14 protein-coding genes and 1 other annotated feature are annotated in these 18,927 nt (G+C 51.6%); all 14 genes read left to right on the top strand.

Annotation, left to right across the window (positions count from 1 at the left end; translation table 11 throughout):
* The first annotated feature begins 20 nt into the window (after window positions 1-20).
* Window positions 21-251 (top strand) — a binding site (T-box leader).
* 284 nt (window positions 252-535) lie between these two features.
* The 14 genes from trpD (at window position 536) to BUA12_RS07345 (ending at window position 18,771) form a co-directional block, all read left to right on the top strand.
* Window positions 536-1,597, top strand: a complete 1,062-nt coding sequence (trpD, locus tag BUA12_RS07280) for an anthranilate phosphoribosyltransferase (RefSeq protein WP_072709856.1) — start codon at window positions 536-538, stop codon at window positions 1,595-1,597.
* Window positions 1,594-2,358, top strand: a complete 765-nt coding sequence (gene trpC / locus BUA12_RS07285; protein WP_072709858.1) for an indole-3-glycerol phosphate synthase TrpC — start codon at window positions 1,594-1,596, stop codon at window positions 2,356-2,358. The genes trpD and trpC overlap by 4 nt, the downstream gene beginning before the upstream one ends.
* On the top strand, window positions 2,355-2,966 hold the full coding sequence (locus BUA12_RS07290) for a phosphoribosylanthranilate isomerase (RefSeq protein WP_072709860.1): 612 nt from the start codon (window positions 2,355-2,357) through the stop codon (window positions 2,964-2,966). Before trpC ends, BUA12_RS07290 begins: the two co-directional genes overlap by 4 nt.
* Window positions 2,967-4,175, top strand: a complete 1,209-nt coding sequence (gene trpB, locus BUA12_RS07295; protein ID WP_072709862.1) for a tryptophan synthase subunit beta — start codon at window positions 2,967-2,969, stop codon at window positions 4,173-4,175.
* Complete coding sequence (gene trpA, locus BUA12_RS07300; protein ID WP_072709864.1) at window positions 4,168-4,953, top strand: tryptophan synthase subunit alpha; 786 nt, start codon at window positions 4,168-4,170, stop codon at window positions 4,951-4,953. Before trpB ends, trpA begins: the two co-directional genes overlap by 8 nt.
* 196 nt (window positions 4,954-5,149) lie before the next feature.
* Window positions 5,150-6,478: a glucose-6-phosphate isomerase gene (locus BUA12_RS07305; RefSeq protein WP_072709866.1), complete on the top strand. Its 1,329-nt coding sequence runs from the start codon at window positions 5,150-5,152 to the stop codon at window positions 6,476-6,478.
* Between the two features lie 81 nt (window positions 6,479-6,559).
* Window positions 6,560-7,159 (top strand): TVP38/TMEM64 family protein, encoded by a 600-nt coding sequence (locus BUA12_RS07310; protein WP_084670006.1) that lies wholly within the window; start codon window positions 6,560-6,562, stop codon window positions 7,157-7,159.
* Between the two features lie 12 nt (window positions 7,160-7,171).
* Window positions 7,172-7,702: a signal peptidase I gene (gene lepB / locus BUA12_RS07315; RefSeq protein WP_072709868.1), complete on the top strand. Its 531-nt coding sequence runs from the start codon at window positions 7,172-7,174 to the stop codon at window positions 7,700-7,702.
* Window positions 7,703-7,758: 56 nt separating this feature from the next.
* Window positions 7,759-11,253: a PD-(D/E)XK nuclease family protein gene (locus BUA12_RS07320; RefSeq protein WP_072709870.1), complete on the top strand. Its 3,495-nt coding sequence runs from the start codon at window positions 7,759-7,761 to the stop codon at window positions 11,251-11,253.
* Window positions 11,231-14,686 carry a helicase-exonuclease AddAB subunit AddA gene (gene addA, locus BUA12_RS07325; protein ID WP_245772771.1) on the top strand — a complete coding sequence of 1,152 codons (3,456 nt, stop codon included), beginning with the start codon at window positions 11,231-11,233 and terminating at the stop codon, window positions 14,684-14,686. Before BUA12_RS07320 ends, addA begins: the two co-directional genes overlap by 23 nt.
* A complete protein-coding gene (locus tag BUA12_RS07330; RefSeq protein WP_072709874.1) occupies window positions 14,676-15,776 on the top strand; it encodes a DUF418 domain-containing protein in 1,101 nt (366 codons plus the stop codon). The genes addA and BUA12_RS07330 overlap by 11 nt, the downstream gene beginning before the upstream one ends.
* Before the next feature lie 60 nt (window positions 15,777-15,836).
* Window positions 15,837-16,739 (top strand): fumarylacetoacetate hydrolase family protein, encoded by a 903-nt coding sequence (locus tag BUA12_RS07335; RefSeq protein WP_072709876.1) that lies wholly within the window; start codon window positions 15,837-15,839, stop codon window positions 16,737-16,739.
* 75 nt (window positions 16,740-16,814) lie between these two features.
* Window positions 16,815-17,201: a DUF1516 family protein gene (locus BUA12_RS07340; protein WP_072709878.1), complete on the top strand. Its 387-nt coding sequence runs from the start codon at window positions 16,815-16,817 to the stop codon at window positions 17,199-17,201.
* Window positions 17,202-17,337: 136 nt separating this feature from the next.
* A complete protein-coding gene (locus BUA12_RS07345; RefSeq protein ID WP_143146107.1) occupies window positions 17,338-18,771 on the top strand; it encodes an alpha-amylase family glycosyl hydrolase in 1,434 nt (477 codons plus the stop codon).
* Window positions 18,772-18,927 lie beyond the last annotated feature (156 nt).

An 18,927-nucleotide genomic window follows, 5' to 3' on the forward strand; every position in this document is an offset into this window, starting at 1 on the left:
AGATGAATCTCAACAGTAAAAATAATCGATTTTGAAAGAAGAGTAGCAGTCTTGCTCGTTACAGAGAACCGGTGGTCGGTGCAAACCGGGACAGCAATTTTGTGAATGGACTTTCAACATGAACCAATACCTTAATGTATTGGCGTCTAACCAGCGTTATCAGGGCTTTCGGCATGATTCGTCATGCTGTATATAAAGTGGACTGCGTCAAGCAGTCAATTAAGGTGGCACCACGGCTCCCCGTCCTTTTATGTATAGGATTCGGGGAGCCTTTTTTAAATTGAATATCAGATATTGATCAGAGTAAGTATACCAGTATGGTTTGAGACAGAGAGCTGCCCGGTGGTGAGAGGGCAACCGGCTGTATTGGTGGAATGGGCCTGATCGTAAAATATCACGCATTGTCTGCGTTACAGGCATTGAGAGAAGCAAATGCTTAACTGAGGTGGCACCGCGGTAATCCGTCCTCCATTGGTCAAACGACCGGTGGGGGACTTTTTGCATTCAAACAATAATCATTTGGAGGGGTTTTATCATGACACACTCAGCTTTACAAATCACTGAAGCGACGATTTCGGTTTATCCATATATTCTAAAATTATCACGCAGGGAAGATCTCACTTTCGATGAAATGTATGATGCGTTCGATGCTGTTTTGAACGGCAGTGCCTCTGACGGCGAAGTCGCGTCACTGCTGATGGCGCTGAAGGAGAAGGGTGAAACGATCGATGAAATCACCGCCCTGGTCACGGTGCTGAAAGATCATGCATCGAAACTTCCCCGCCATGTTCCGGGAGTCATCGACAATTGCGGCACCGGCGGTGACGGCTCGAACAGTTTCAACATATCAACGACTTCAGCATTCGTCATCGCAGGAGCGGGCGTCAAAATCGCAAAGCACGGCAATAAGAGCATCACGAGCCTGACAGGCAGTTCCGATGTTTTATCCGCACTCGGGCTGAAACTGGATTATTTCCCGGGAAAAGTGGCCGCTCAGCTTGATGATGCGGGGATCGCATTTTTATTCGCCCCGTTCGTCCATCCAAAGATCAAACAGATCATGAAAGTCAGGAATGACCTGAAAGTACCGACGATCTTCAACATGATCGGGCCGCTCATCAACCCGGTGGACTTGGATTACCAGTACCTCGGCATTTATAAGCGGGATCAGGTGGAGACCATGGCACATGTGCTGAAGTCACTCGGCAGGAAACGTGCCGTCGTCGTCAACGGCGCACATGCAATGGATGAAGCGAACCTTTCAGGCGAAAACAGGATTGCAATTCTGAGGGACGGCAAAGTCACGACCCATATACTGAAACCGGAGGATGTCGGCCTGCCTGCTTATGAGATGACGGAACTGAGGGGCGGGGATGGACATGTGAACAGGGAAATCCTTACGGACGTCCTTCAGGATGAAGCGACCGATGCACAAAGGGACACAGTGCTGCTGAATGCGGGAATCGGCATTTTCACGGCTGAGAAAGCAGAGTCGATCAAAGCGGGCATCGAAGTGGCGAGAGAGAGCATCGAATCGGGCAATGCAGCCGGCAAGCTGCAGGAATTGATCAAATATACAAATGAGGGTGTCAAATGACCATATTGGACAAGATCGTTGCAGAAAAAAAAGAGACATTGAAAGAATATCCTGAAGTCGTGGAACGTGCATCCGACAGGCAGCCCATACCTTTCAAAGCGCGGGTGGAGGCCGGGGACACACTCGGCATCATCAGTGAAATCAAACGGGCATCCCCTTCAAAGGGTGATATCAACACAGGTTTCACCCCGGCGGATCAGGCTTTGTTGTATGTGGAAGGCGGCACGAATGCAATCAGCGTGCTGACCGAAAGCGACTTCTTCAAAGGCTCCATGACCGATCTCGCCGATGTGCGCGGAGTGGTGGATGTGCCGATACTGAACAAGGACTTCATCATCGATGAACGGCAGATAGTGGATGCATACAACCACGGTGCGGACATCATCCTTTTGATCGTGACGATACTGGATGATGAGACGCTCGCACGTTTTCACAATACGGCGCGCGACCTCGGAATGGAAGTGATCGTGGAGGTGCATGATGAAGAGGAGATGAAGCGGGCGTTGAAGCTTGACCCTGAAATCATCGGCATCAACAACCGGGACTTGAAGACTTTCCTCGTGGATCTCGACAACACAGTGAAGCTGATTGATAAGTATTATGATGAAGCTATTTTATTCATCGCCGAAAGCGGCATGGAGACCCGCGCGGATGCACAGAAGATGGCTGGTGGGAAAGCCCGGTGCCTGTTGGTCGGCGAAACGCTGATGCGGGCGAAGCATCCGGTGGAGGTCATCGGGGAATTGAAGGTGGGAATATGACGAAAGTGAAGATTTGCGGCATGCAGACGATTGAAGATGCGCAGTACGCAATCGATGCCGGGGCGGACTTCATTGGATTCGTCCTTGCACCGAGCAAAAGGCAGCTCACGATCGATGAGATGAGAGGTATTTTGGAAAAGCTTGATACGAAGAATGCGGGCACCGTCGGAGTGATGGTCAACCCTTCCAGGGAAGAAGCGGAAGAAGCATTGGAGACGGGGCTCGACTATATACAGTTCCACGGTGATGAAGCCCCGGCATTCGTCGAAGATTTCAAAGATCATGCAATCAAGGCCTTTCCGAGCAATTCGGAGTTGGGCAATTCAGAGAAATTTGAATATCCTTCGAATTTCATCCTGATCGACAGTCCGAGGAAGGAATACTACGGCGGCTCGGGTTCACAGTTCGACTGGGAAGCATTCGACCAGGAAGGCCTGGAGCCGTCACGCTTTGCGCTTGCAGGCGGACTGAAGCCGGAAAATATCGGGGAAGCGATCTCTATATTCAAACCGGCGCTCGTGGATGTTTCAAGCGGCGTCGAATCGGACGGTAAGAAAGACCCGGAAAAGGTCAGCCGATTCATAAAAAATGTCAAAGAGGTGTCATGAATGGTATTATCATATGAATTTCCGGACAGCAAGGGCAAGTACGGCGGATTCGGGGGCAGGTACGTGCCCGAAACGTTGATCGGTGCATTGAATGAGCTGGAAGCGGAGTACAATAAAGCCCTCCAGGATGAAGGGTTTCTGCAAGAACTCGATGAATATTTGACGGAATTCGTCGGGCGGGAAACACCTCTCTATCATGCGAAGAATTTAAGCGACCACATCGGCGGGGCGAAGATTTATCTGAAGCGGGAAGATCTGAACCATACCGGTGCGCATAAGATCAACAACACGGTCGGCCAGGGACTGCTCGCCAAACGCATGGGCAAAAAGAAGATCATCGCAGAAACCGGTGCCGGACAGCATGGCGTCGCAACGGCGACCATCTGTGCCAACCTCGGCCTGGAGTGCATCATCTTCATGGGTAAGGAGGATGTGAGGCGCCAGGAGCTGAACGTCTTCAGGATGGAACTGCTCGGGGCTGAAGTCGTCAGCGTCGATGCAGGGCGCGGCACCTTGAAGGATGCGGTCAACGCCACGCTTCGCCACTGGGTGGCGAATGTGGATGACACGCACTACATCCTCGGTTCCGTGCTCGGACCGCACCCGTTCCCGCAGATCGTGCGTGACTTCCAGAGTGTGATCGGAAGCGAGACGAGGGAACAGGTCATGGAGAAGGAAGGCCGGCTGCCGGACAGCGTCGTTGCATGCATCGGCGGCGGCAGCAACGCGATGGGCATGTTCTATCCATTCATCGAGGATGAGGGCGTTGATTTGATAGGCGTCGAATCCGCAGGCAAGGGGCTCGACACCGATGAGTATGCAGCATCCATCTCGAAAGGGCGCGTGGGTGTACTGCACGGCGCGAAGATGCATCTGCTGCAGGATGATGCCGGCCAGATCCAAGAGGCGTACTCGGTGTCTGCAGGGCTGGATTATCCGGGCATCGGACCGGAACACAGCCACCTCCATACGACCGGCCGGGTGAACTATGTCTCCCGGAATGATATGGAAGCTCTCGCAGCCTTTGAGCTGCTGAGCCGTAAAGAGGGCATCATACCGGCGCTCGAGAGTGCCCATGCCGTGGCGGAGGCCATTGAAGCCGCCAAAGGTAGACGTTCCGATGAGGTCGTCGTCATCTGCCTTTCGGGGCGCGGGGACAAGGATGTCAGCGAAGTCAAACGTCTGTTGAGGGGTGGAGAAAATGAGTAAAGCACAAATCGATCAAGTTTTTGAAAAATTGAAAGAGAGCGGGGACAAGGCGTTCATTTCATACATCATGGCCGGCGACGGCGGACTCGATGGTCTGAAGCATCAGATCAAGACGCTTGAAGCAGCCGGGGTGGATATCATCGAACTCGGCATTCCATTCTCGGACCCGGTCGCTGACGGCCCGGTGATCCAGCAGGCGGGAATCCGTGCGCTCGATGCGGGGGTTTCGCTCCGGAAGATTCTGGATGAGCTGAAGAAGATAAAAGATGACATCAACGTGCCGATTGTGCTGATGACCTACATCAACCCGGTTCTGAACATCGGCTATCAGGCATTCGCAGAAGATGCCCGCAACTCCGGAGTCTCAGGCGTGATCCTCCCGGATGTGCCGTTCGAGGAAGAGGACGAGATCAGCACGCATCTCGGTGATAATGACATCGCGCTCGTCAGGCTCGTGACGCTGACCAGTGATGAGGGGCGCATCCGCGAACTCTGCGAAGGGGCGGAGGGCTTCCTGTATGCGGTCACGGTCAAAGGGACGACCGGCGGCCGCACATCTTTCGGCGAGGATACTTATGAGCTGCTCAGGAAAATCAAGGGCATCGCCGATGTCCCCGTGTGCGCAGGGTTCGGCGTCTCCAACCGGGAGATGGCCGAAGCGCTCGGCGATCACTGTGATGGCGTCATCGTCGGCAGTAAGATCGTCGAAATGCTGCATCAGGGTGAGGCGGAGGGCATCAAGAACCTCATTCCTGAAAAGAGCAGCGCTGTAAAATAAACTTCACGGCCGGCCGGCATGGATATCCCTGCCGGTCGGTTTTGATTTGGGTGGAGTTTAGGGAGGGGCGTGCCGATGAGTGTTTATCGCAGGTAGTGTGTGACATGACTTCGCCCTGCCACAAAGATGTATCATTTGATTTCCTGTCTGTACATTTCTACAATTAAGCAAAAGACATTGATAAAGGGATGGTTTGATGAATGAGAATTATATCCGGCTGAATTTTGAGCATACCCGGAAGTTTACAGGCGATCATGAAATGGAAATGCTGAAGCCGTATATAGACTCCGTGCATGAGGCCATTGCTGATAAGGCGGGTGCAGGCAGTGAATTCCTCGGATGGGCGGATCTGCCTGAGACGTATGATGAAGAAGAGTTCAAACGCATCAAGGAAGCATCGTCGGCCATCAATGCCCATTCGGATGTCCTGGTCGTCATCGGCATCGGCGGCTCTTACCTCGGTGCGAAAGCGGCGCTTGAAATGCTGAAGCCATCTTTTGAAAATGTCGGGACCGAAGTGATTTTCGCCGGGCATCACCTGTCGGCCCATTATATGAATGAACTGAAAGGCCACCTTAAAGATAAGGATTTCTCCATAAACGTCATCAGTAAATCAGGGACGACGACGGAACCTGCCATCGCCTTCCGCATTTTCAAGCAGCTTCTGGAAGAGAAGTATGAAAACACCACGGACCGGATCTACATCACGACCGACCGCAGCAAAGGTGCACTCAAAAAACTCGCGGATACGGAAGGGTACGCCACGTTCACGGTGCCCGACGACATCGGCGGCAGATATTCGGTCCTGACCGCGGTCGGGCTTCTCCCGATGGCCGCTTCCGGCATCGATATCGATGCAGTGATGGCAGGTGCCGGGGAAGCAAAAGAAGCGCTTTCGGGAAAAGATGCCTCTGGAAATCCAGCATACAGATATGCTGCGATGAGGAACATATTATATAGGAAAGGCTATCATACAGAACTTTTTGCCAACTATGATGAGCGCCTGAAATACTTCTCCGAGTGGTGGAAGCAGCTGTTCGGTGAAAGTGAGGGTAAGGATGGCAAGGGCATCATGCCGCACAGTGCGAACTTCACGACGGACCTGCATTCCCTCGGCCAGTATATCCAGGACGGCCGCCGGGGTTTATTCGAAACGGTCCTGGCTGTGGAGACGCCGCTCAGTGATATTGTGATCGAATCTGAAGCGGATGACCTGGACGGTCTGAACTACCTGGCCGGCATGTCGGTCGATGCGGTCAATAAGAAGGCGGTCGAGGGCACGGTCTTAGCCCATGTGGACGGCGGCGTGCCGAACATCCTGATCACCGTCCCGGACCTCTCGCCCCGGACATTCGGCCATCTGGTATACTTTTTTGAACTGTCCTGTGCGATGAGCGGGTATTTACTTGGGGTGAACCCCTTTGATCAGCCCGGCGTGGAGGCTTATAAGGAAAATATGTTCGCTCTGCTCGGAAAACCGGGATTTGAAGCGTTGCAGAAGGAATTGAATGACAGACTCACATAAAAATTATATAATTGAACGTAATATTCGAATAGGCTATATTTTTTAAATATAGCCTTCAATCTTTTTTGCGGGGTCATTTTATTGGAGGATATCATTCAATTATTCACAACTGAGGAAGGCATACAGTCGATCTTTGAGCGGTTTGAGCAATTCGGCATATTCGCAGGTTTTTTCCTGGTCATACTGGAATCTTTCGTCCCTGTACTGCCGTTGTTTGCGATCGTCATCCTGAACATCAATTCCTACGGGTTCATCCTTGGATTCCTGATCAGTTATACGGCATCGGTGACGGGAAGCTACCTGGTGTTCCTTGTTGTGAGGTTTTTATTCAGGGACACCGCCCAAAGGTATATACACAGCAAAGAAAAGCTTGAACGGATGCTCCGTTTTGTGGATGAGCGTGGATTCACCTTCGCCTTCGTCCTGCTGGCACTGCCCTTCACACCGACCTCCGTCGTGAATGTGATTGCGGCGCTGTCCAATATGAAGAGTAAAGTGTACCTGTTCATACTGATCGCAGCCAAAGTGATCATGATCGGATCGATGGCCCTGGTCGGCTATGACATCACGGAGTTCTTCAATTCGCCGCTGCGTCTGATCTTCTCCAGTGTGCTGCTGGTGGTATTATATCTTTTCTCCAAATGGTATCAGAGATATTTGAACAAGAAATTGAAAAAATAGAGGTGCATCCCATTGAAGAAGGAAATTTTGGAATGGGTGATGGCGATTGCTGTTGCCATAGTATTAATCATGGTGATAAGGGCTTTCTTCTTTGTCACTTATACAGTCGACGGTCTCAGCATGGAGCCCACCCTGGATCACGGCGACCGTGTCGTCGTCAATAAGTTCATGGACCACTTCACCGATTATGAGTACGAAGATGTCATCGTCTTCGATTCGGAGATGGGCCCCGCCTATGTCAAGCGCGTGATCGGTGCACCGGGGGACAATGTTGAAATGGATGATAAGCAGGTCTATATCAACGGTGAAGCGATCGAGGAGGAATATGTCGTACATACTGAGGATTCGTACATGGACAATTTCACACTGGGTGATCTCGGGGTGGAAGGGGACGTGATTCCGGAAGACCACTATCTGGTCCTCGGTGACAACCGCCCGGTCTCGAGGGACGGGCGCGACTTCGGACTGATCCATGAAGACAGCATCGTCGGCGAAGTCCAGCTGAGGTTCTGGCCGTTGAATGAAATCGCAATCAGTTTTTAAATCATATGAAGACACCTCCCAGGGTGTCTTTTATTTACTTATAGAGGAGTGAGACCATGCGCGTCAACATTTGGACGGGTGTCAGCGGTACGGGTAAGACGGAGCAGATGTTCAGGGAAATCGAGGCGATGACCCAGGATGCACCGCTCGGACCCAACATCTACATCATCACGCCGACCCAGAACACACTGCAATATGAACGCATCATCACCGGGGAGACGAACGAAGGCATCACCGGCAGCCTGAGGACCGGTGTCTTCAGTTTTCAGAGGTTCATATGGCATGTATTCAACGAAATCGGCGGCGGCAGCCGTGAAACGCTGAGTGAGAGCGGCCAGGTGATGCTGCTGCATAAAATGATGAATGATATGAAGGACGGCTTCAAATACTATCAGGATTCAGGACAGTACATCAAATTCTCGAAGCAGGTGCTCGATATGCTGAAGGAGTTCAGGACATATCAGGTGAGCGTCGACGATATCGGGAGCGTCCGGTCCGAGAAAGAGCGTTACCAGGACAAACTGTATGATCTGACCCACATTTATAAAAACTGGCTCGAAGAGGTCGAGCACCTTAATATTGAGGACTTGAACATCATCAATTCATTCATGAAGGCACTCGATGTGAATCCGGACATCAAAGCGCTGAAAGACGCGGTGATTTATATCGATGGCTTCCACAACTTCACTGAAAGCGAGTTCCGGATGATCGCCGCCCTGGCGGGAAGGGTGAAGACGGTCAATGTGCTCCTCACCCATAAAGGTGAAAATAAAACCCTTTTCAGGAAGACGGATGCCACCATCACGCGCTTCCAGGAGCTGCTCGGCAGCGCGGTAGAAATCATTCATTTCGAAGACACTTTCCGCAGGTCGGATAAGATGGGGCTGATACAGCTTGAAGAATACTTTTCAAAAGGGAAGCCCATGACGCTGTACGAGGGCATACGCATCACCGAGTCGCCCAACATCATCGACGAAGTGAGGAATGTCGCACGGGAAATCGAACGGCTGACCGAAGATCCTGCAGTGCACTACAGCGATATCGGTATACTCTACCGGGATCAGGGCTACCTGCAGCATATCGAATCCATATTCCGCAGGTTCGGCATCTCCTACCATCTGGACCGCAAGGTCCCGATGTACTCCCATCCGTTCGTCCAGTTCATCATTGCAGTGCTGGAATGCTATGTGCGGAAATTCGATTTCACCGCACTGATGGATGTCCTGAAGACGGAATACCTGACCCGGCCGGAAGAGAGGGACTTCATCTTCCAGTTTGAAAACTTCGCCCTTGAGCGGGGACTGACGGGCAGCGGCCTGTTCAAAGATGAACTGTTCTCGGTCAGGAAAGTCAGGAATGCGGCGGGTGAGATCACCGAGATCGATGTGAGTGAGGAAGTGGAAGGCCTCCTCAATTTCAAAAATGATTTGCTCTCGCGGCTGTCGGACCTGTTCAACCGGTTCGACGAAGCGGACAAGGTGACGGAATACATTTCCATCATCTACGATTTCATCAATGAAGAGGGTATCATCGATAAGATCGAAGCAGAAACCGGTGCCCTCGAAGAGGCGGGTGACATCGTCAAACGCGATGAGACGGAGCAGGCCTTCAATGAATTCATAAAAATGCTTGATGATGCCTATATCGTCTTCAGGGATGAGCCGGTCACATTTGAAATCTTCCATGAAACATTCAAGGACGGCCTGTTGAACGCGGAGTTCAACCTGCTGCCCTCGACGATCGACCAGGTCATCGTCGGCAACCTGGACCTAGCGAAAGTGGAGAATAAAAAACACGTCTTCATCATCGGCATGAACCGCAACGTCATGCCGAAGGAGACACGCACCAATGCGATCATCAGGGAAGAGGAGAAGGAACTGTTCCAGGCGCACGACATCATCCTCTCCCCGGATGCCAAAACGCTTGCACAGGATGAAAGGTTCGTATTCTACCATGGCGTGACCCATGCAGTGGAAGGCCTCCACATCAGTTTCTCGAATACACTGCAGGGCGGCGAGGCAGCAAAGATCAGCCCGTTCGTCGAAGAGATCATCCCGGAGCATGACTACCAGCGGGACATGGTGTACCGGCGCACGTCCCTGTATGAAAAGTTCGAACCCGAAAAGCTGGTGTCATCGGCACGCAGCATGGAGGCACTGGTGCATCTCAAGCTGAGGGCGCTCCTCGGCATCAGGAGTGCACCGCTTGATGAACTGGCGGAGTATCCCGAATACCGGACATGGATCCAGCTCTATCAGATGATCAAAAAACATGACACCACCGGCATGTATAAACGGCTCAACAGCAGCCTGACCGACGATAACCGTGCCGCTCCGATCACAGCCGCAACCGCCGAGGCGCTCTATGGAGAGTCGATGATGGCGAGTGTGTCCAGGTTCGAGTCGTTCAACCGGTGCCAGTTCCAGCACTTTGCGAACTACGGGCTGAAACTGAATGTCAGGCAGCCCTTCAAAGTGGCACCGCTCGACCTCGGCAACCTGTACCACCATGTCCTTGAAAACGTGACGAAGAAGCTCGGCTATACATTCCAGCACGATGATGCCTTCATGGAATCGGTGACCGAGACGGCCATCGATGAGGAAGCTGCGGCGATCCAGCATGGCATCTTCAATGAATCATTCTACAATGCTTCTTTGAAGCGCCGGGCGAAAGATGCGCTGACGCGGCTGCTTTATTTCATGCGGGATATCGAGAAGCTCGGGGATTACAGGATTGCCGCCGTAGAAATGGGCTTCGGCAAAGAATGGGACAGCCTGGGTGAAGTGGTCCTTGAAAGCAATGCAGGCAGAAAGATCTCACTGAGGGGCAAGATCGACCGCATCGACGTGTATGAAAGCGGTGGAAACTCCTACGTCAATCTGCTCGATTACAAATCGAGCACAAGGCGCATTACACGAGCCGGCATACTGAACGGCCTTGAGCTGCAGATGATCACCTACATGTATGTGCTGACGAAGAAGGGGGCGCACCTGTTCGAGGGTGAAGTGCGTCCGAACAGCATGCTGTTCTTCCCGGTGAAGGACCCGGTCCTGACCCTGAAGGAGGAGATGGACCCGGCGGAAGTTTTGAAGGAGCAGAATAAACAGCTCAAGCCCGACGGCGCATTCGTCAATGAGCATCGCGATTATGATGGATATATGGATGAATCATCAATCGGTCTGACCGGCCTCCTGTCGACCCTTGAAGATTATACCGCGTACAGTGAATTCTACCCGATCACGGTGAGTGCGAAGGGCAAGATCAATGCAAGGACGAAAGGGCGTTACTTCAGTCCGATGCTCTTCAGCCGTTATGCGGAGTATGTGCTTGAACTTTACAGGAAGGCCACGGATGAGATCTATGCCGGGGCGGATGCCGTGAATCCTATGGCTGTGAATGATGTGCTGCCGTGCAGCTTCTGTGACTTCAAGTTCGCATGCCGGGTGGACTACCTGATGAATGCACGTGATATGAGGGAGAATAAGATGGAAGATACAGAGATTGAGCAATTTGAAAGCGGGGTGGCCGATGATGGTGAACTGGACGGATGAACAATATGAAGCGATCCACTACAGCGGCTCCGATATATTGATTTCGGCTGCAGCAGGCAGCGGGAAGACGACGGTGCTCGTGGAGCGGATCATCCGGAATATCGTCCACGGCCGGTATTCGGTCGATGAACTGCTCGTGTCCACTTTCACGAACATGAGCGCCCGGGATATGAAGGAGAAGATCGAAAAAGAGCTGCGAAAAAAATATATGGAAACGAACGATCCACGGCTGAGTGATGAAATATTGAAGCTGAATGAAGCGCATATTTCCACCCTGCACAGTTTCTGCCTTTATCTGATCAGGATGCATTATAATGTCATAGGCGTATCGCCGGACATGCGGACCCTCTCGGATATCGAAGGGCAGATCAGGCTGGACGGCGTCATCGACAGAGTGCTTGAAGACTATTATAAGGAAAGCACCGGGGCGTTTACGGATCTGACTTTCATGACGGCCTCCGATAAAAGCAACAGCGGCCTGCGGGATATCATCAAAAGCATGTATTTCACCGCCGTCGCGAGTCCCGAACCGCTCGATTACTTGAGGCGTCAGCTCGACCAGTATGAAAATGATGCACATCTTGAAGGGATTTTGGAAGCATTCAATGAAATGGTAAGGCATAAACTGATTGCAATCGAGGCATCACTCCATGACCTTCATCAGGAATACTTGACTGTGCATCACGAAGACATCAAGGAGACGCAGAAGCGTGATGCATTCGATGCACTGACGGACCTCATGAGGGCTGTGGAATTCGCACGGGAGGACAATCTGCAGGGCAGGGCGGTATCACTGCCGCCATTCAGCCTGAAAGACGGCCGGACGGCATTCTTCAAAAAAATCGCCGATCCGGAAGAAAAGGCCCATATCACGGATATGCAGAACAAGGTGAAGAAATCATATACAGAACTGCTTGCGCTGCCGGCATACACTTTGGATGATGCGGTGCGCGAGCTATCGCCGATGAATGAAATGAACAATGTCCTGATCCACATCGTGATGGACGTGCTTGAGAAATTCAGGCATCAGAAACAGCTCCGGAACGAGATGGATTTTTCCGATTATGAACATTACGCCCTGGCCATACTGAATGCCGACGACAATGAAGTGGCCGGAATCTACCGCAGCCAGTTCAAGGAGATCATGATCGATGAGTACCAGGATATCAACCGGGTGCAGGAAGCGATCATTTCACTCATAAAATCAGGGGGCGAAGCGGACGGCAACCTCTTCATGGTGGGCGACGTCAAACAGTCCATCTATAAGTTCAGGCAGGCCGATCCGTCGCTGTTCATCGAAAAGGCGAACCGCTTCGCCTCACCCGGCAGCGGCAGGATCATCAACCTGAACCATAACTTCAGGTCGAAGGGCGAAGTGCTCGAGATGACCAACAGCGTCTTTGAGCGGGTGATGGATGAGACGGTCGGGGAGATCGAATATGATGAGACCCAGAAGCTGGTGCAGGGTAATTACCTGGATGCGCCGCCTGTCAGACAGGAAGTGCACGTGCTGGAAGAGGCGGAGGATTTCCGGGGCAATGCCGAAATCAGCCATATCATCGATGTCATCAAAGAGAAGGTCCGGCAGGGTGTGCGTTACAAGGACATCGTCATACTGACGCGCAATACACGTGACAATGAAGATTACCGGAGGATGCTGAGTGAAGCGGACCTGCCGGTCTATGTCAACAACCGGACAGGTTACCTCGATACGCTGGAAGTGCGCTCCCTGCTCAGCATATTGTCCATCATCGACAATCCGCTGCAGGATGATCATTTCGTCGGCACCATGCGGCTCCCGCAGTTCCATTTCAGCGAGGAGGAAATCGCCCGCATCCGTTCCTCGTCCGATGCCGTTTATTTCTACGAAGCGGCACTCGGGTACGCAGAAGATGACGCGCTCCGGAACAGGCTCGGGGAATTCTTCATCGTGCTCGATGAGCTGCGCACACAGGCAAGATATTTGAGTGTGCCTGAACTGATCGATGAAATATATTACCAGTTCAATCTACTGGAGTACTTCTCGGGGCTGCCGGGGGGCCAGAACAGGCGTGCGAATCTGAACGGCCTCGTCGAAAAGGCGATGGAATTCGAGGAGATGTCGCATATTTCCCTCTATCAGTTCATCACGACGATTTCGAGGATGATTGCCGACGGACAGGATTTCGGCGAGGAGAATACAGTCTCGCCGGAGGATGACATCCTGCGTGTGATGACCATCCATGCCTCGAAGGGGCTCGAGTTCGAATATGTGATCTATGCCGGCATCCACCGGAACCTGAATTTCAGGGATCTGCAGGCAAGGGTCATCGTGCATGCAGATTACGGCATCGGTTTCAGGCGTTTCAACAGTGCGGACAATACGATCCTGCCGAGCATCCACTCGACCGTCATGCAGGAGTATATAAGGAAAGAGACGATCTCAGAGGAGATGCGCCTGATCTATGTGGCGATGACACGTGCGGTGGAGCAGCTGATCATCCCCGTCGTCTTCAAAAAAGGACAAAAGGAAAAATATCTGTACAGGGGCGGCATGGTGCTCGCAGATCACAGGCTGAACATCAACAGCGTACAGGAGCTGATATTTCCGGTGCTGAAATATCTGGACGGCAAAGGGTGTGATTTTCTGGAAATCACCGAAGTGGCGGTCATATCACCGGAAACGGAAGCGCCGGTCCATCACGTCTCTCCTGAAATGCTCGAAAATATGAAGGTGGGCGGGTCGCCGTCACTGTACACAAAGTTCAACTACAACTACCACAGCCCGGGTCTGACCGATGTGGTCCACAAGGAATCCGTCACTGAAATCAAACGTAAGAACAGCACCCATCCCGATGACGCGAAGATCATCCGTCATACGAGGAAAGTCAATCTGAGGCAGCCCGACTTCATCGACCAGGGCGTCGAAGCCCCGATCTTCGGGACCGTCATGCATGAAGTGATGATGCATCTGTTGAACGACTGGCAGAAGTTTTCCGCACTTGATGCAGGGGCTGCAGAAGAATATATCGACCGGCTGATTGCAATGCTGCGCGAGCGTGAGGCATTTCTCACTGACGTCCATGTTTACAGGATCAAGGATAACATTTCGAGGTTCTTCAACGATCCGGTGATGATGGGCCTGCTTGCTGAACAGAAGCAGATCCACACCGAGATCCCCTTCATCATGAATCAGCGGGCGATCGGCTATTCAGAGCACGCATCCCAGATCGTCCAGGGGATCATGGACTGCCTGCTCGAGATAGACGGGCACTACACGATCATCGACTATAAGACGGACTGGGTGCCGCCGGGCGCCGACGAGAGTGACCTCGCGGAACGTTATCACACGCAGATGGAAATTTACCGCCGCTCTGCAGAAAAAGCACTGGGCAAAAAGGTGAGCGTATATCTGTATTTCTTTTTGTATGGAGCGATAAAAATTGAAGACTGACAACAGACAACATATTTATTTTGTGATTGGAGCGGCGATATTGCTGATCGGGCTGTATAACGGCCTGAGATATGCGATGCCGATTGACGTGGTCAACCCTTATGAGTACTTCCACGGTTCGGAACGGACGAATTTTCAGCTCGTGAACATCTTCATCGGCGGGGCGGTGGTGCCGCTCATTTCCATCGCCGCCGGTGCCCTGCTGATGACGTTCAGGGAAAGCCGCCCGGTCAATGTCATACTGACACTGATCGTCATGCTGTTTTTCATAATGGTTTCAACGGTGTTCTTCTTCGGGTTTGACGTGCTGCCGGGCATCATCATCATGCTCCTCGCGGCCGCCCTCTTCATGAAGCTGGATAATAAGATCATACTGGCATCATTCGGATTCTTATTCGCCCTGCACCTTGTTTTTAACGGCTTCATCTTTCTGTGGGGCGGGTCCGGGCCGCCGGGTGACATCATCTACTCGAGCATCCAGCAGGTGAACCGCTTCAGCAGTGTCTTCGGCGGCTCTGATTACTTCGCCATCATCGGTTTGAACCTTGAAGTGTTCATGACCTACCAGCTCGGCAGCGGCTTCAGGTGGACTTTGACCATACTGCCGTGGATTTTTCTCGGCATGGTGCTCCAACAATCCGATATCCGCGGGCTCACAAGGACTCACACGGGGATGATGATCGCCGTGGCAGCGGCGCTCACTATCGGCGGGCTCATGATAAAAATGATTGAAATCCTTTCAGTCGGTTCGTTCGCAGCAACCGGCCTCGCCACATATTTCGGCGGTCCGCTGCTTGGTGCCGGGTACTTCATGGGGCTGCTCTTGATCAGCATGCATGTTCCGGAAAAGGTGCGTGCGGTTCTCACAGCCGCGGGGACGAAAGGCCTCACCGTCTATGTTGCATTCAACTTTGTGATGATGCTTTTATTCTACGGGCCGGGACTCGGCCTGTTCGGGGAGGTTTCCATCATGACCACCGTCTTCACAGTCATTGTGGTGTATGCAGCCCTGATCGTCACCGCCGCGGTTTTGGAGCGATATGATATCAAGACCCTGGAACAATTGAGTGTTGTGAATATTGGGAAATAAAAGAATTAAGGAATGATGTTTGGTATAATATATTTAAATCAAATTTAAGGAGAGAATTCCATGAAATTTTTGACTTTTGAGTATAAAGGTAATACGTACTACGGGGTGAAAGTGAAACGTGAGGAAAGTGCATGGATCCTGCCAAAATTGTTTGCAGATTTTGGGGAAGAGGCCAACTATCCTGAAACTTTACTCGAAGGGATCTCAACTTATCACACACTGGATTTCCAGGAAATCGTCAGAAAGCTCGTTGAAAAAGCGGTGAAATCTTCTGATGCTGATAAATATAAGGCACCTTTCAATGATATAAAGTTCCTGTCGCCGGTCACGCCGCCGAATAACGTCATCGCACTGGGCCGCAACTATAAGGCACATGCCAAAGAGATGAACAACAAAGTGGAAAGCCTGTATGTATTCACCAAGGCGGCATCAAGCCTGGAAGGTGACGAAGCGACGATACCGAACCATCAGGATATTACGAAGGAGCTGGACTATGAAGGTGAACTCGCCGTGGTCATCGGCAAGGAAGCATGGAAGATAGACGCCAGCATGGCCCTTGATTATATTTACGGATACACGATCCTGAATGATATCACTGCACGTGAGATACAGAGGGAGCATGCACAGGCGTTCCTTGCCAAAAACCTGAAGGGCTCGGCACCGATGGGTCCTTTCATCGTCACAAAGGATGAGCTTCCGAATCCTGAAGCGACTTCCATAGTGACCAAAGTGAACGGGGAGATCAGACAGGACGGATCGACGAGCGATATGGTATTGAAACTGGATGAACTCATCGCAGAAATTTCCAAATATGTCACATTACAGCCGGGGGACGTGATCGCAACCGGTACGCCGAGCGGTGTCGGCGCCGGCATGAATCCGCCGCAGTTCCTGCAGCCTGGAGATGAAATCCGTGTTTCCATCAACGGAATCGGCACATTAACGACATATATTGAAAAATAGCCCTTAAAATGATCCAGTGATCGATGTTATAATTGACAGGGATTATTCAAGATCGAACATGAAAGGAAAGAACAGATGATACACTTACATTTGACCACCATCGTCATCGCAGTGATCTTGTATGTCATTGCACTGGTATTCTACATGAAAGACAGCCCGAACAATGCCGGGAAGATGTCCCACATGATCTTACGCGCAGACTACATCTTCCTGATATTCAGCGGCTTGCTGGTATATGTTCAAAATATGGAAGGCATCAGCGCTTCCGACGGGCATATGATGTACGGCATCAAAGTACTGCTCGGCATCGCCGCAGTCGGACTCATGGAGATGAGCCTCATCAGGGCGAACAAGAGCACTTCAGCGCCGAAGGGCATGACCATTGCAGCGGTCGCCTTGATCGTCGTCACCATCGGCGTGGGCATCTATCTTCCGCTTGGTCCATTGAGCGCGATGTTCTAATTTACCAATCAAACTGCAGATCATCTGTGATCTGCAGTTTTTTTATCGAATTTATGAACATTTGATGAAAACCGACCGAAAGAATTACTAATCTAGTATACTGGGTATGATATGAAACTAAAGGCAGGCATAGATAATGAAAATAATTAAATTAGTGATGTCGGTGCTGCTTCTCGGCACGTCAATTTATACACCATCTACATACATATCGGCGAATGCACACACGCCGAATGATACGGAGCGGATCTACAGCATCGTGGTGGACCGCTTCCTGAATGCCGATGCTTCAACTGATGAGGGAGTACCCGAAGACGAGGATTCCGACCTGCGTTTCGGGGGCGACTTCACCGGCATCGAAGATAATCTCGAGTACATCAGCAGTATGGGATTCACAGCCATCCACCTCTCTCCGGTGTTCGATTTTGCCGAGGATGACCACCTCGGTTATGATGTCGAAAGCTATGAGTCGATCGATCCGGGCCTTGGTGGTGCAGAAGGGTTGAGCAGTCTCGTCGAAGCGGCGCACGAAATGAATCTTGAAGTCATCGTGGATGTGCCCGCGGTCTCAGTCGGCGGCGGGGGCACCGTGGCGGAATTGAATGTCAACAGCATATACAGTGATTATATCGAAGATAAGGACCTGGATATGCTGGATCTGACTGATCCGGCTGTGCAGGGCGACTACCGGGACACAATCGGGGAATTCGTGGATGAATTCAATATAGACGGGCTTTCCATGATGATCGCCCAGGATGGGATCGACGCAGAGGAAATATTGCCCGTGGGGGTCAAGACCTACGGCTTCCGGACCACGGAAGAGGTCTCGGCAACCGGCTTTGACCATATGACGAGTGAAACGATGCGGCAGGCACTGTCTGAATCATACGCGACGGTGGACCGGGAGGTGCCGGAACTGCCTGAATCGGAACACATGCTGCTCGCGGATCATTGGTTCAGTGAACGGTTCACCTCGCATGCAGTGGAAGAGAACATGTTCCCCGGTACACGTGTCAAACAGTTGATGACGTACCTCTACAGCCATACCGGCCCGATCAGCATGCTGTACGGTACGGAAGTGGCATTCAATGCGGAGACGATTCCGGAGATCCATCCGCAAATGGATCTGTGGACCGATCAGGAAATTGTAGAGTACATGGAACATATCAACAGGGTCTACAGCGACCACAAAAATGCATTCACCGGAAATCTTGAGACACTGCATCAGGGCGACGGCCATTATATTACACGTTACCATACGAACGATGTGGACTTCATTTTGAACATCAATGATACGAGTGAAACAAACGGCGTGAACCTTGACCTCGGTGATGTCGGGGAAGGGAAGGTGCTGAGCGGCATGCTGATCGGCGATATGATCAGAGCTTCAGCGCCTGGCGAGTACATCGTGGTGCTCGACCGTGAAGAGACGGAACTTTATGCGGTCATAGAGGAGAGCGGCTTCAACAATGGCTATATCATTGCAAGCCTCCTCATATTCGGTGGATTTGCATTCTTCATCTTCTTTGCAGCAAGGAAAAACAAAAAATACAGAGCCAATATGAATAAATAAAAGGCAGACCCCGGGGGAACCCGGGGTCTTTTGCTATTGGGAGAGGGGAGTGTGTTTTTTTCGATTTGTAGAGGGAGGGGACGCCGTTCAAATCGAAAACGCGGATTGAAATCGATTTGGAGAGAGGGAAACGGCCGTTCAAATCGAAAACGCGGA

It is taken from the genome of Lacicoccus alkaliphilus DSM 16010 (assembly GCF_900142805.1).
GTDB classification, from domain to species: Bacteria; Bacillota; Bacilli; order Staphylococcales; family Salinicoccaceae; genus Lacicoccus; species Lacicoccus alkaliphilus.

Bases quoted from the DNA above. Each gene is read 5' to 3' on its own strand.
- trpD (WP_072709856.1), top strand. From the start codon at position 536: ATGACACACTCAGCTTTACAAATCACTGAAGCGACGATTTCGGTTTAT.
- trpC (WP_072709858.1), top strand. From the start codon at position 1,594: ATGACCATATTGGACAAGATCGTTGCAGAAAAAAAAGAGACATTGAAA.
- BUA12_RS07290 (WP_072709860.1), top strand. From the start codon at position 2,355: ATGACGAAAGTGAAGATTTGCGGCATGCAGACGATTGAAGATGCGCAG.
- trpB (WP_072709862.1), top strand. From the start codon at position 2,967: ATGGTATTATCATATGAATTTCCGGACAGCAAGGGCAAGTACGGCGGA.
- trpA (WP_072709864.1), top strand. From the start codon at position 4,168: ATGAGTAAAGCACAAATCGATCAAGTTTTTGAAAAATTGAAAGAGAGC.
- BUA12_RS07305 (WP_072709866.1), top strand. From the start codon at position 5,150: ATGAATGAGAATTATATCCGGCTGAATTTTGAGCATACCCGGAAGTTT.
- BUA12_RS07320 (WP_072709870.1), top strand. From the start codon at position 7,759: ATGCGCGTCAACATTTGGACGGGTGTCAGCGGTACGGGTAAGACGGAG.
- addA (WP_245772771.1), top strand. From the start codon at position 11,231: ATGATGGTGAACTGGACGGATGAACAATATGAAGCGATCCACTACAGC.
- BUA12_RS07335 (WP_072709876.1), top strand. From the start codon at position 15,837: ATGAAATTTTTGACTTTTGAGTATAAAGGTAATACGTACTACGGGGTG.
- BUA12_RS07340 (WP_072709878.1), top strand. From the start codon at position 16,815: ATGATACACTTACATTTGACCACCATCGTCATCGCAGTGATCTTGTAT.
- BUA12_RS07345 (WP_143146107.1), top strand. From the start codon at position 17,338: ATGAAAATAATTAAATTAGTGATGTCGGTGCTGCTTCTCGGCACGTCA.